The following is a 12,526-nucleotide window of genomic DNA, read 5'->3' on the forward strand; positions in this document are numbered from 1 at the left end:
CGCCCTCAGGGCTCGAACCGGTAGCCCATGCCCGGTTCGGTCAGCAGGTGCCGCGGCCGGGCCGGTTCGGGCTCCAGCTTCCGCCGCAGCTGCGCCAGGTACACCCGCAGGTAGTGCGTCTCCTTCTCGTACGCGGGGCCCCAGACGTCCCGCAGCAGCTGCTTCTGGGCGACCAGCTTGCCCGCGTTGCGCGCCAGCACCTCCAGCAGTCCCCACTCGGTGGGCGTGAGGTGCACCTCCGCGCCGTCCCTCAGCACCCGCTTGGCCGCGAGGTCGACGGTGAACGAGGCCGTGTGCACGACCGGCTCGTCCTCAGGGCCGGTCACGGCGGAGCGGCGGACGGCGGCGCGCAACCGGGCGAGCAGCTCGTCCATGCCGAACGGTTTCGTCACGTAGTCGTCGGCGCCGGCGTCCAGCGTGTCGACCTTGTCGTGCGAATCCGTGCGCGCGGACAGCACGATGATCGGCAACGTCGTCCAGCCGCGCAGGCCGGCGATGACGTCGGTGCCGTCCATGTCCGGCAGGCCCAGGTCCAGGACGACGACGTCGGGCCGGCCGTCGGCGGCGAGCCGCAGCGCCGTCGCGCCGTCGGGTGCGGTGAGCACCTCGTAGCCGCGGGCGGACAGGTTGATCCGCAACGCGCGCACGATCTGCGGCTCGTCGTCGACGACCAGCACCTTCGTCACGGGGTCCCCTCCTCGGCCGGCAGCGCGATCACCACGGTGAGGCCGCCGCCGGGCGTGTCCTCCACCGTGATCGTGCCCGCCATGGCCTCGGTGAAGCCCTTCGCCACGCTCAGACCGAGACCAACGCCACCCGGTGTGCGGTCGCCGAGCCGCTGGAACGGGGCGAAGACCGCCTCCGCCGTCCCGCTGGGCAGGCCGCGGCCGTGGTCGACGACCCGCAGCTCGACGTGGTCGCCGTGGGCGCTGGCCCGCACCGCCACGGCACCGGCGTAACGCAGCGCGTTGCCGACCACGTTCGCGATCACCCGTTCGAGCAGCCCGATGTCGGCGCGCACGAGCGGCAGCGTCTCGGGGACGTCGACCTCGACGTCGCCGTTCAGGCCGCGCAGCGCCAGCGCCACCGCCTCGTCGCAGCCGACCGCGCGCAGCTGCGGCTCGACCGCACCGGTCGCGAGGCGGGAGGAGTCGAGCAGGTTGTCGACGAGGCCGGTGAGCCGGTCGGCCGACTCCTCGACGGTCTCCAGCAGCTCGGCCGTGTCCCGGTCCGACAGCGTCAGGTCCGGGTCGCGCAGCGCCGAGACGGAGGCCTTGATGGACGTCAGCGGCGTGCGCAGGTCGTGGCCGACGGCGGAGAGCAACGCGGTGCGCAGCTCGGTCCGCGACGCCTGCCGCTGGGCCTCCAGCGCCTGCTCGGCCATCCGCTGCTGGCGCAGCGCGAGCAGGGCCTGACCGGCCGCCGCCTCCAGCACCCGCCGGTCGGAGGCGGGCAGCGACCGGCCGCGGGCCGCCAGGTGCACGTCCGCGGTCACCGCGATGTCGATCTCGGCGTCGTCCGGCTCGTCCGGCGAATGCGCGCCCACGGCCGCCACGCGCCGCCATTCGCCGTCGGCCCGTTCCAGCAGCGCGACCGACGTCAGGCCGAAGTTCTCCCGCACCTTCTCCAGCAGTCGTGCGAGCGGATGGGGGTTCGTCAGCACGGTGCGCGCGTACGAGGCGAGGAGGGTTGCTTCGGTGCGAGCGCGCGCGGCCTGGGTGGCGCGTCGGGCGGCGTAGTCCACCACGAGCGCGGTCGACACGCCCACGATGATCATCGCGACGAACGTGAGCACGTTCTGCTGCGCGTCGATGGTGAACGTGTAGAGCGGCTCGGTGAAGAAGAAGTTCAGCAGCAGCGCGCTCAGCAGGGCCGTCGCGAGCGCCGGTCCGAGGCCGCCTGCGGTCGCGACCACCATCGTCACCAGCAGGTAGCCGATGACGGTCGTGGAGAAGTTCAGGCCCTCGCGCAGGGTCGCGCCCGCCGCCGTGACCGCAGCGGGTCCGGCGACGGCCAGGACCCAGCCCAGCGCGAGCCGTCCCGGACGCAGCGGGCTGGCGGCGAACCGGGCCCGCCAGCCGGAGCCGGTCGCCGCGTGCGTGACCATGTGGACGTCGATCGCACCGGACTCCTGCACGACCGTCGAACCGATGCCCGCGGAGAACACACGTGCGAGCCGCGACCGGCGCGAGGTGCCGACCACCAGCTGAGTGGCGTTCACCCCGCGCGAGAACTCCAGCAGTGCCGTGGGCACGTCATCGCCCACGACGGTGTGGAACGTGGCCCCGACGTCCTCCGTGAGCGTGCGGTACCTCTGCAACGAGTGCGGATCGGCACCCGCGAGACCGTCACCGCGCAGGACGTGCACGACGAGAAGGTCCGCTCCCGCGCGCGCTGCGATGCGGCGCGCGCGACGGATGAGCGTTTCGCTCTCCGTGCCGCCGGTGATGGCGACGACGACTCGTTCGCGCGTTTCCCATGTGTCCGTTATCTGCTGTTCGGTGCGATAACGCAGCAACGCGACATCGACCTGGTCCGCGACCCACAGCAGTGCGAGCTCCCGCAACGCCGTGAGGTTGCCGACGCGGAAGTAGTTGCCGAGCGCGGCGTCGATCTTCGTGGCCGCGTACACGTCGCCGTGGGCGAGCCGGCGCCGCAAGGCTTCCGGTGTGAGGTCGACCAGCTGGGTCTGCTCGGCTTTGCGCACGACCTCGTCCGGGACGGTTTCCTGTTGCGGCACGCCGGTTATGCGCTGGACGACGTCGTTCAGCGATTCCAGGTGCTGCACGTTGACGGTCGAGAGGACGTCAATGCCGGCGTCCAGCAGTTCTTCGACGTCTTGCCACCTTTTTGCATTACGCGAGCCGGGTGCGTTGGTGTGCGCGAGCTCGTCGACGACGGCGACCTCGGGCGCGCGGGCGAGCACCGCGTCCACGTCCATCTCGGTGAGTTCGACACCGCGGTGCGTGCTCCGCCGCCGCGGCACGATTTCCAGTCCGCTGAGAAGGTCCGCGGTCTTCGCGCGGCCGTGCGTCTCGACGAGGCCGACGACCACGTCCGTGCCGCGTTCCCGGCGGCGGTGCGCCTCGCCGAGCACCGCGAACGTCTTGCCGACGCCCGGAGCGGCACCGAGGTAGATGCGGAGCTCGCCACGCCTGGGTTTCGCACTCACCTCGTCAGTCTGCCCCCGCACCCCCACCGGCCGTTCGGAGGCACGCGCTACGCCACCCGGGCACACCGGCGCTCCTTCGCGGATCTTTGTCACACGTTCTGACCGATCGGAACCACGGTGCCGCACGCCACCCGTTCGCGGGAACCGCAGTGCGCTTTTTACGCCGTTTACCAGCGCATTCAAGCGTGCTGGACGCGCGCTGTGACACCTCCGGTCACCACAACGGCCGAATGGGTTATCGGCAATTGGCGGATAGCGCGCGGAGCGTGAATGAGGGAAAGTGCCAGGGTTCGTGTCCGAATTCGGACAATCACATGCGCGCGGAGAAACGATGCCCACCACCGTCACCAACCACGAGGCACTTCAACTCGTGGTGGCCGTGCACCGGCTGGTGCGAAGTCTTCGACAGGCCGCTCCGGCCCGTCGTCTGCAACCCACCCAGTTGTTGGTGCTGTCAGAACTGAGCGCCCACGGCCCGATGCGGATCGGCGAGATCGCGGTGCGCGCGCTGTGTTCGCAGCCGACCGCGACAACGGTCGTGACCAGCCTGGAGTCCACCGGACTGGTCCGCAGGGAGCCCGACGCGGCCGACGGAAGGGCCACGATTGTGGTGCTCACCGAAGTCGGCCGCGAGACGATCCTGTCGCTCGCTCACGGCGAAGCAGAACTATTGAGTGAAAGAATGTCGGAACTTTCGCCGGAAGACCGCGAACACCTGCGGTCCGCCATGCCCGTATTGCGCCACCTGGCCGACCCGCAGGAAAACAAGTAGGAGCGGGACCCCCCGACGGGTCCCGCTCCCGGCATTACTTGCTAGGTGGCACAGAAGTGGGTGTCACCGAGCTCGACGGTGCGCCACTGGAAGGCGGTGGCGCACTCGAACTCACCGAACTCGGCGCCGATGACGGAGTGTCCGCACTCGGTGTCACGGTGTAACAGACACCGTTTTCGTAGTCGATCTTCGGCCGCGGGTACTGGTTCGCCGGAATCATCGGTTCCTCACCGCGGTTCTGGCAGCCGTAGTACCGGTCGGACGCGTTGATCGGCTGCCCGTCCTGGTCGTACAGCAGCACGTTGGTGAGCAGCTTGCCGTTCTCGTCGCGGACGTAGATGTTCTCGTACTCGCGCACGACCGGGGCCGAGTACGACTGCCGCGCCGGGCCGCCGAACCGCAGCTGGTCGGCCGCCACGTCGATCACCGAGAACAGCACGCCCACCGCCAGCGCGCTGACCGGCAGGGTGAACCACAGCCACCGGCGGTCGGTCTTGGCCCGCGGCGCCGCGAACACCGACACGACGGCGATCGCGGCCAGAGCGAGGAACCCGAGCAGGTCACGACCGGCGAGCAGCACGGCACCGAGCCCGAGCAGCCCGGCCCGCACCAGCCACCACGCGGGCTGCAACGACCGCAGGTAGGTCAGCGCGCGTTCGGCCGGCGTGCCCTCCTGCGGCGTCAGCCACTCCTTGAGCTTGACCGTCTCGCGCAGGTTCATCACCTCGGCCTGCTGCGGACCGCGGTCCTGCACCAGCGCGAGGCTGAGCACCAGGATCACCGCCGGCAGCAGCAGGATCGCCGGCTCCCGCAACGCCGCGGCCCCCGCGAGCAGCGTGATCCCGGTGGCCGCCGCCAACCCCCACGCCGCCGCACGCGGCCGCGTCAGCAGCGCCTGCTTGACCGTGACCGGCACCCGCTCGGTCCGCGGCGGGTACCCGGCGGCCTGCCGCAGCTCCCGCGCGTACTGCTCGGGCGGCCCGAGCCGCCGCTCGATCGTCTCGTCCTCGCCCAGCTCGGTCGACAGCTCCGCGAGGTGCGCCTCGACGTCCTCCATGATCTCGGCGACCTCGTGCGGCGGCAGGTCGTCGAGCGCGGCCCGCATCCCGGCCACGTAGTGCTCGACACCCAGTGCCTGCGTGTTCATGCGACCTCCCCGAGCAGGCCGTCCAGCGTGCTGGCGAACGACCGCCACGTGTCCCTCGACTCGGCCAGGCGCACCCGGCCGGGCTCGTTGATGCTGTAGTACTTGCGGTGCGGGCCCTCTTCGCTGGGCACCACGTACGACGTCAGCATCCCGGCGTTGTAGAGCCGCCGCAGCGTCCCGTACACCGACGCGTCCCCCACGTCGTTCAACCCCCCGGCGCGCAGTCTGCGCACCACGTCGTAGCCGTACCCGTCGTCCTTGCGCAGAACCGCAAGCACGGCCAGGTCCAGCACCCCCTTGAGCAGCTGACTGGTGTCCATGGCCCCTCCGACGCACTGTTGCGTGGTGAACAGTACTACGCATCGCACAGTACTGTCGAACCCGTTGATGCTCCGGCGCGACGAGAACGGCCTCCCGTCGTAGGACGCGGGAGGCCGGTGCCGGTTGGCGTCGTCAGCTCGGACAGCCGGACGCCCCGGTCGGCTCGCCGAGCTTCACCGCCCCGAGCGTGATCTTCACGGTGGCCTCGGGCGTGCTGCCCGCGGCCGCGGACTGGCTGACCACGACCCAGTTCCGGTCGGCCACCTGCCGCCGCCCCTGCCCGGTCGCGTCCTCTGACGACAACACGAAGAACCCGGCCGCCTGCAACGTGTCCTGCGCCTTCTGCAGGTCGAGGCACACGACGTCCGGCACGGTCCCCTTCGCGGGCGGCGGCAGGCTCGTCGACGCGTCCGTGGGCTTGCGGACCTCCAGCACCACCTCCGTCCCGCCCGGTGCGTCGGCGCCGGCCTCCGGCAGCTGGGAGGTGACGACCCAGTTCCGCGGTTCGAGGACCGGCCGCCGCTGCCCGGTCGCGTCCTCCTCGACCACCCGGTATCCCCGTGCCTTCAGCACCTCGCGCGCCTCGGCGAGCCGCAGCTCCACGACCTTCGGCACCTTCTCCTCGGCAACGGTGGGCGTGCTCTGCGCGGTCGGGCCCGGCGGTGGCGTGTTCCCGCACCCGGCGAGCACGAGGACGAGCAGGGCAATGACGATCTTCATCCGGCGTGCTCCTGTCGGGTGGGCGGAACGCTGATCTCGGCAAGCCGCGCGCGCACCCGTTCGACGTGAGCGGGCAGGTCCGCCACGACGGTCCGGCGCTGCCACCGCTGCAAGCGGAACGCGAGCTCGAAGGTGACGGGACAGCACAGCAGCGCCACGACGACGGAGCCGGCGAGGAACGCCCCGTAGGACGGAACGGCGCCCTCGGCGATCGCGAGCACCGCGGAGCCGGCCACCGCGGCGAGGACGAGCACGTACGCCGCCGGCAGCAGGCTCCCCGCCTGCCGCAACCACGCCCACCTGCCCAGCCGGGCGAAGTCGTCCATCCGCCGCCGCGCCCACTCGACCTGCCCGAGCACGAACTCGACCTGGTCCCGCTCGGCCCTGGTGAGCAGGTCGCGTTCGGCCACGAACCGGCCGGCGTGCGCGAGCACACCGCGGACGGGCTCGGACCTCGGTTCGAGGTGCGGGTACGGCCACAGCTCACGGCGGCGTTCCTCCACCCACCGGTGGCCTCTCGCGAAGGCGTACGCGGCGACCACCAGCATCACCGCCACGACCGCCCGGTACGACAGCACCGCGCCGAGGAGGAGCAGGAGGAGACCGATGCCCGCGACGAGCAGGCCGTTGGTGATCTTCGAGTTCGGCCCGGCCTCGGCGAACAGCACGTCGTACCGGTCGTACAGGTGCCGGAGCGCGTAGCAGGCCGCGACCACCACCAGCCACACGACCAGCACCACGGTCATCGCGATCGACAGCGCCACCAGGAACTCCTCCGGCTGCCCCTGCCCCGCCGGAGAGTGCGCCAGCACCCACGGCGCCGTCAGGCCGGTGACCACCGCCGCGCCCATCTCCGCCCGGAAGTGCTTGCGGCGCACAGGCTCCGGTCGTTCCGCCGCCGGCAGGGGCTCGGTGGCGACCCGCACCTCCAGCGCTCGCAGCAGCTCCGCCAGCTCCTTCTTCCAGCTGCCGAAGCCGATCCGCCAGTACTGCCGGGTGCCGAGCTCGGCCAGACCGGGGAAGTCCTCGGCGAGCAGCTGCTCCTTGCCGGGCAGCCGGGCGTTGTCGAGCAGCACCGGGACGAGGTGCAGGCCCATGGCGAGCGCGGTCTCGACCTCCCAGCGCGCCCAGTCCCACTTCTCACCGCGACGCGCACGGAGGTCGTCCAGCCACTCGCGGTGGATCACCACCAGCACGACCTCGCAGCCCCGCAGCCAGTCGCGGAGCCGGGACGGGTAGTGGACGCCCGGCTCCAGCTCCACGTCGACGAGCACCTTCTCCTCACCGAAGTGGTGCTGGAGGCGTTCGACGATCGCCTCGATGGTCTGGGCGTGCACACGCCGTTCGCCGTCGTGCATCTTGCGGTAGCTGACGAAGATGCCGCCGCTCATCGCGCCGACTCACCTGCTTCCCGGGGCCCGTCGGTCCAATCCGCTCGAACTCTTGTCGCGCACGGTGTCCGTACCGCTACGGTCGCACGCCATGGGAGGCATCTTCCTGAACTACCGGCGCCACGACGAGCGCCTCGCGTTCGTCCGGGGGCTGTACGAGCGGCTCGCCGAACGGTTCGGCGCCGGCACCGTCTTCCTCGACTCCGCCTCGATCGGTCACGGCCGGCGCTACCCGAACCAGCTGCGCCGCCACCTCGACCGGTCCGACGTGGTGCTCGTCGTCGTGCACGACGGCTGGGCGCGGGAGCTGCGGACCGACGGCACGGACTGGGTGCACAACGAGATCAGGTGGGCCCTCGACGCCGGCAAGACGATCATCCCGGTGCTCTTCGGCGGCGCGAGGATGCCGCGGGCGCAGGAACTGCCGCGCACGATCAGGGAGCTGGCCAACTTCCAGGCCCACCGGGCCGACGACGACCCCGGTCACGACCTCCTCGTCGACAAGATCGCCGCGGAACCCCGGCGGCGGGCCGCCATCGCGCAGACGCCGCCGAAGCCGTGGGCAGGACCGGTCGCCGGGGTGGCCGGCGCCGTCGCGTTCGCCGCGCCGATCGTGCTGGTGCCGGGCGACTGGCAGGAAGCGGCCGTCTACCTTTGCGTGTTCGGGGTAGTGGTGCTGGCGGCGGTGCTGTTCGCGGTGTCGGTGGTCTCGCTGGCGCGCAAGCCGCTCAACACGGCCGAGCGGCTCTCGCAGTACGTCGACCCGACCCGCTACCACCTGGCCGTCGGTGCGCCGCTGCTCATCCTGCTCGAATCGGTGGTCGTGGCGTTCGTGTTCAGCTCGCCGGTCAACCCGCGGCTGCGCCCGTTCCTGGTCGTCGGCGCCGGTGTCGGCGTGCTGTACCTGGTGTTCCTCGTGCTGGGCAACTACCAGACCGAGAAGTTCCGCGAGGACCACTGGCCGGTGCGGCTGCGGCACCCGGTGAAGCCGGCTCCGGTGCGCCGCGAGCTCGAACGCCTGCGGCGCAAGCACGCCACCGCCGACGCGGAACGGGTCCGCTGGCACCTCGTGCACCTGGAGAACGCCGCCGACGTGCTCGCACGGGACGCGAGCCGCGGCCGGTGGCGGTGGCTGACCTCCGACCCGACGGGCTACCTGGTCGCCTACACGGCGTGGGCTGCGGCATCGGTCGGGCTGCTGACGTCGGCGGCACTGCCGGCGATGCGGCTCTGGGTCCCTGCGGTCGCACTCGGCCTCGTCGCGGCGATGGCCTGGGCCACGGTCGAGGCGGCGTTCCGCCGGCAGCGCTGGGTGCGGCGCGAGGTGGCCGACGAGGTGCACGTCCAGGTGCAGCGCATCCAGGACCGGGTCACGCGGCCGTGAGGCGTCAGAGGCGCGGGCGCGGCTGACAGCGCGGGCAGGAGAACGACGACCGGTTCATGAACGGCTCTCGGACCATCATCGCGCCGCACCGCTTGCAGGGCCGGTTCTCCTGGCCGTACGCGTTGAGCGAGCGGTCGAAGTAGCCGGACTGGCCGTTGATGTTGACGTAGAGCGCGTCGAACGACGTGCCGCCCTGGCCGAGGGCCTCGCGCATCACGTCGGTGGCGTGGTCGAGCAGCTCGGCGGCCTTGACCTTGGTGAGCTTGTCCGTCATGCGGGTGCCGTGCAGCTTGGCACGCCAGAGGGCCTCGTCGGCGTAGATGTTGCCGATGCCGGAGACGAGGGTCTGGTCGAGCAGGGCCCGTTTGACCTCCGTGTGACGCAGGCGCAACGCGCGCACGGCGGCATCACGGGAGAAGAGCGGGTCCATCGGGTCGCGGGCGATGTGCGCGACCGTGTCCGGGACGAGGGTGCCGTCGACCTCGACCAGCTCAGCCAAGGCGAGGCCGCCGAAGGTTCTCTGGTCGACGAAGCGCAGCTCCGGGCCGCCGTCGGCGAACCGGAACCGAACGCGAAGGTGTTTCTCGTCCGGTGCCGTGGACGGCTGGACGAGCATTTGGCCGCTCATGCCCAGGTGGGCGAGCATGGCGGCTTTGTCGGCCAGTTCCACCCAGAGGTACTTGCCACGGCGCCTGGCTGCGGTCATCGGCTGACCGGCCAGGCGCGCGCAGAAGTCCGCGGAGCCCAGGTCGTGCCGGCGGATCGCACGCGGGTGCAGCACCTCGACCGAGGAGATCACCCGGCCGGCGACGTGGGCTTCGAGGCCGAGGCGGACTACCTCGACCTCTGGGAGTTCGGGCACGTCAGGCTTCGGACTTGCCCTCGTCGACGGGCTGCGCCTCGATCACGGCGGCCTGCGGCTTGGTGGGCTTGAGCACCCACACACCGGCCCGGCTCGTGTCCCTGACCAGCACAAGGCCCTGGATTCCTCCGCTGCGGGAGGTGTTCACCGGCCCGCGGACGGTGCGGGTGCGGCGGTTCGTGCGGTTCCTGGTCGCATACATTGCGGTCTCAGTCTTCCTCGGTTGGGGCGGTCCCTGGCGTCACCGAGGCGCCATTCTGTCCGTTCGCGGACGAGGCCGGCTCCTGCTCGGCCTGCACGCGTTCCGACAGAACATGATAGGCCGCTTCCGCGGCCTTCTGCTCGGCTTCCTTCTTGGTGCGCCCATCACCCTTGCCGTAGGGCTGACCACCGACGAGCACCGTGGCGGTGAACTCCTTGCGGTGGTCCGGCCCCTGGTCGTCCACGCGGTACTCCGGGACGCCGAGACTGGCTTGAGCGGTGAGCTCCTGCAGGCTTGTCTTCCAGTCCAGTCCAGCACCCAGAAGCGGAGCTTTGGCCAAGAGTGGATCGAACAGCCGGTGAACGAACGTTCGTGCGGTATCGATACCGAACTGCAGGTACACCGCACCGATGACGGCTTCCAGGCCGTCGGCGAGGATGCTCGCCTTGTCCCTGCCGCCGGTCAGCTCTTCGCCGCGGCCGAGCAGCAGGTGCGCACCGAGTCCGCCCTCACCCAGGTTGCGTGCGACCCCCGCGAGCGCGTGCATGTTGACCACGCTGGCGCGGAGCTTCGCGAGCTGACCCTCCGGGAGGTCGGGGTGGGTGCGGTAGAGGTGGTCGGTGACGACCAGCCCCAGCACGGCGTCCCCCAGGAACTCGAGACGCTCGTTCGGCGGCAACCCGCCGTTCTCGTACGCGTACGACCGGTGGGTGAGCGCGAGCACGAGCAGCTCGGCGTCCAGGTGGACGCCGAGCGCTTCGAGCAAAGTCGCGCGGTCGGCTCGCGGAGCGCGCGGCGGCTTTCCCCCCACTACGTGGCCGAGGAGATCAGGCCGGCTGAGCGACCTGGCGGCCAGCGTACTGACCACAGGCCGGGCAGGCGACGTGCTGCGGCTTCGGCTGGCGGCAAGCCTTGTTGGAGCACGCCACCAGGTGCACGGCAGACGTCTTCCACTGGGAACGGCGCGCACGGGTGTTCGAGCGCGACATCTTCCGCTTCGGGACGGCCACGACTACTTCTCCTCGTTGTTGTCATCGCTGAACCGCTCTTGCAACGCGGCCCAACGAGGGTCGATCGTCTCATGCCCGTGGTCGGGCCCGAGCTCCGCCCACCTGCCACCACACTCGGGGCACAGCCCCTTGCAGTCCGGCTCGCAGAGCGGCGCCTGCGGCAGCGCGAGGACGATGGCGTCCCGCACCACAGGCTCGAGGTCGATCAGATCGTTCTCGATCCGACTGATCTCGTCTTCGTCGGTGGTCTCGTCCGTGGTGCTGTCCGGCCACGCGTAGAGCTCCGTGATCCGGACCTCGACCTCATCGGAGATGGGGTCGAGACACCGCGCGCACTCACCTTCGACCTTGGCGAACGCCGTCCCCGACACGAGCACGCCCTCCACGACCGACTCGGTGAGGAGGTCGAGCTCGACCTCCCCGCCTTCCGGCACCGCGATCACCCCCAGCAGACCCACTCCTGCGGCGGGTACCGACCGGATGAAGGGTCGGCTGGAACCGGCGCGACGGCCGAGGTCCCTGGTGTCGATGACCCAGGGTCCTGATGCTGTGGGACGCGTGGACGCGTGGCGATGCTCAGTCATGATCGGGTTGGGTGCTGGAACGGGGACCTACCACGTCCAGCCGGTCCAGGGTACGGGACGACGCCTCCGCGAGTGAAATCGCCAGGTGATCGCACCTGCCCGACGTAACACGAATCACACGTTCAGGTGCCCCCTCCCCTGTCCCCGGACGGCACGCGGGGACCCCGCGTGCCCTTCTGGGGTACGCAAGTTCCCCGCGTGCCCTCTGGAAACGCGAAGGGGTGAAAGTCAGGAGCCGTAGTCGAACGGTGCCGCGGCGCCCGCGACGGCCGGGCCGCGCAGGTGCGAACGGCCCTTGCCGACCGACCGCAGGGTGTGCGCGAGGAGGTCCTCGAAGTCCGCGAGCTTGCCGTCCACGTAGGCGTCGCACTCCGACCGCAGCCGGATCGACTCGTTCTGGGCGGCGTCGAGCAGCCGGGCGGCCTCGGCGTGGGCCGCGCGGACGACCTCCTGCTCGTTGACGAGCCGGGCCTGCTCGGCGCGGCCCTCCTCGGTGGCGCGCTCGTAGTTGGCCCGGCCGGCCTGGATCATCCGCTCCGCCTCGGCGTGCGAACGGCCCACCAGGTCGTCGTACTCCTGCCGGCCGGCGGCGACCGTGCGCTCCGCCTGGTCCTCCGCCTCCGCGACCATCCGCTCGGCGCGGGCGCGGGCGTCGGACAGCATCGCCTCGGCCTCCGCCTGGGCCTCGGCGAGGATGCGATCGGCGTCCGAACGGGCCTTGGACACGCCGGTCTCTGCCTCGTGCTTGGCCTTGCCGACGAGCTCTTCCTTGTGGTCGAGCACGTCCTGCGCGTCGTCCAGCTCGGCCGGGATGGCGTCGCGCACGTCGTCGAGCAGTTCGAGCACGTCACCACGCGGCACGACGCAGCCGGAGGTCATCGGAACTCCGCGCGCTTCCTCGACGATCGTCACCAGCTCGTCGAGTGCCTCGAACACCCGGTACACGTCTCACTCCCTAACC

14 protein-coding genes are annotated in these 12,526 nt (G+C 70.9%); 2 read left to right on the top strand and 12 right to left on the bottom strand.

Going from position 1 to position 12,526, the window contains the following annotated elements; all coding sequences use genetic code 11:
- Positions 1–5: 5 nt before the first annotated feature.
- Positions 6–686: a response regulator gene (locus ACZ7CF_RS26050; RefSeq protein WP_470370791.1), complete on the bottom strand. Its 681-nt coding sequence runs from the start codon at positions 684–686 to the stop codon at positions 6–8.
- The gene (locus ACZ7CF_RS26055; protein WP_470370792.1) at positions 683–3,172 is read right to left on the bottom strand and encodes a DUF4118 domain-containing protein; all 2,490 of its coding nucleotides are present in this window, start codon (positions 3,170–3,172) and stop codon (positions 683–685) included. Before ACZ7CF_RS26055 ends, ACZ7CF_RS26050 begins: the two co-directional genes overlap by 4 nt.
- Before the next feature lie 331 nt (positions 3,173–3,503).
- On the opposite strand from ACZ7CF_RS26055, the gene ACZ7CF_RS26060 reads away from it, so the two are divergent.
- A complete protein-coding gene (locus ACZ7CF_RS26060; RefSeq protein WP_090095422.1) occupies positions 3,504–3,944 on the top strand; it encodes a MarR family winged helix-turn-helix transcriptional regulator in 441 nt (146 codons plus the stop codon).
- A gap of 34 nt (positions 3,945–3,978) precedes the next feature.
- Here ACZ7CF_RS26060 and ACZ7CF_RS26065 read toward each other — a convergent pair whose 3' ends face one another.
- The 4 genes from ACZ7CF_RS26065 to ACZ7CF_RS26080 form a co-directional block, all read right to left on the bottom strand.
- Positions 3,979–5,091, bottom strand: coding sequence for a DUF1700 domain-containing protein (locus tag ACZ7CF_RS26065; protein ID WP_458430593.1), 1,113 nt, complete (start codon positions 5,089–5,091; stop codon positions 3,979–3,981).
- Positions 5,088–5,411, bottom strand: coding sequence for a PadR family transcriptional regulator (locus tag ACZ7CF_RS26070; RefSeq protein WP_360391102.1), 324 nt, complete (start codon positions 5,409–5,411; stop codon positions 5,088–5,090). Before ACZ7CF_RS26070 ends, ACZ7CF_RS26065 begins: the two co-directional genes overlap by 4 nt.
- A 133-nt stretch (positions 5,412–5,544) precedes the next feature.
- Positions 5,545–6,132: a PASTA domain-containing protein gene (locus ACZ7CF_RS26075; protein ID WP_470370793.1), complete on the bottom strand. Its 588-nt coding sequence runs from the start codon at positions 6,130–6,132 to the stop codon at positions 5,545–5,547.
- Positions 6,129–7,523: a toll/interleukin-1 receptor domain-containing protein gene (locus ACZ7CF_RS26080; RefSeq protein WP_470370794.1), complete on the bottom strand. Its 1,395-nt coding sequence runs from the start codon at positions 7,521–7,523 to the stop codon at positions 6,129–6,131. The genes ACZ7CF_RS26075 and ACZ7CF_RS26080 overlap by 4 nt, the downstream gene beginning before the upstream one ends.
- Before the next feature lie 91 nt (positions 7,524–7,614).
- Between ACZ7CF_RS26080 and ACZ7CF_RS26085 the strand changes: the two genes are divergently transcribed.
- Positions 7,615–8,907: a toll/interleukin-1 receptor domain-containing protein gene (locus tag ACZ7CF_RS26085; protein ID WP_470370795.1), complete on the top strand. Its 1,293-nt coding sequence runs from the start codon at positions 7,615–7,617 to the stop codon at positions 8,905–8,907.
- Between the two features lie 4 nt (positions 8,908–8,911).
- Here the strand turns inward: ACZ7CF_RS26085 and mutM are convergent, their stop codons facing one another.
- The 6 genes from mutM to ACZ7CF_RS26115 all read right to left on the bottom strand — a co-directional run bounded on the left by mutM (position 8,912) and on the right by ACZ7CF_RS26115 (position 12,510).
- Positions 8,912–9,769, bottom strand: coding sequence for a bifunctional DNA-formamidopyrimidine glycosylase/DNA-(apurinic or apyrimidinic site) lyase (gene mutM, locus ACZ7CF_RS26090; RefSeq protein ID WP_360391114.1), 858 nt, complete (start codon positions 9,767–9,769; stop codon positions 8,912–8,914).
- 1 nt (position 9,770) lies between these two features.
- A complete protein-coding gene (locus ACZ7CF_RS26095) occupies positions 9,771–9,971 on the bottom strand; it encodes a hypothetical protein (protein WP_030467960.1) in 201 nt (66 codons plus the stop codon).
- A gap of 7 nt (positions 9,972–9,978) precedes the next feature.
- Positions 9,979–10,782: a ribonuclease III gene (rnc, locus tag ACZ7CF_RS26100; RefSeq protein WP_470370796.1), complete on the bottom strand. Its 804-nt coding sequence runs from the start codon at positions 10,780–10,782 to the stop codon at positions 9,979–9,981.
- Between the two features lie 16 nt (positions 10,783–10,798).
- A complete protein-coding gene (gene rpmF / locus ACZ7CF_RS26105; RefSeq protein ID WP_030467958.1) occupies positions 10,799–10,981 on the bottom strand; it encodes a 50S ribosomal protein L32 in 183 nt (60 codons plus the stop codon).
- 2 nt (positions 10,982–10,983) lie between these two features.
- Positions 10,984–11,565, bottom strand: a complete 582-nt coding sequence (locus ACZ7CF_RS26110; RefSeq protein ID WP_360391120.1) for a YceD family protein — start codon at positions 11,563–11,565, stop codon at positions 10,984–10,986.
- A 228-nt stretch (positions 11,566–11,793) separates the two neighbouring features.
- Positions 11,794–12,510 (bottom strand): DivIVA domain-containing protein, encoded by a 717-nt coding sequence (locus ACZ7CF_RS26115; protein ID WP_360391123.1) that lies wholly within the window; start codon positions 12,508–12,510, stop codon positions 11,794–11,796.
- Positions 12,511–12,526: the final 16 nt, after the last annotated feature.

The sequence above is a fragment of the Lentzea sp. NPDC036955 genome (assembly GCF_055608005.1).

Bases quoted from the DNA above. Each gene is read 5' to 3' on its own strand.
- ACZ7CF_RS26060 (WP_090095422.1), top strand. From the start codon at position 3,504: ATGCCCACCACCGTCACCAACCACGAGGCACTTCAACTCGTGGTGGCC.
- ACZ7CF_RS26065 (WP_458430593.1), bottom strand. From the start codon at position 5,091: ATGAACACGCAGGCACTGGGTGTCGAGCACTACGTGGCCGGGATGCGG.
- ACZ7CF_RS26070 (WP_360391102.1), bottom strand. From the start codon at position 5,411: ATGGACACCAGTCAGCTGCTCAAGGGGGTGCTGGACCTGGCCGTGCTT.
- ACZ7CF_RS26075 (WP_470370793.1), bottom strand. From the start codon at position 6,132: ATGAAGATCGTCATTGCCCTGCTCGTCCTCGTGCTCGCCGGGTGCGGG.
- ACZ7CF_RS26080 (WP_470370794.1), bottom strand. From the start codon at position 7,523: ATGAGCGGCGGCATCTTCGTCAGCTACCGCAAGATGCACGACGGCGAA.
- ACZ7CF_RS26085 (WP_470370795.1), top strand. From the start codon at position 7,615: ATGGGAGGCATCTTCCTGAACTACCGGCGCCACGACGAGCGCCTCGCG.
- ACZ7CF_RS26095 (WP_030467960.1), bottom strand. From the start codon at position 9,971: ATGTATGCGACCAGGAACCGCACGAACCGCCGCACCCGCACCGTCCGC.
- ACZ7CF_RS26110 (WP_360391120.1), bottom strand. From the start codon at position 11,565: ATGACTGAGCATCGCCACGCGTCCACGCGTCCCACAGCATCAGGACCC.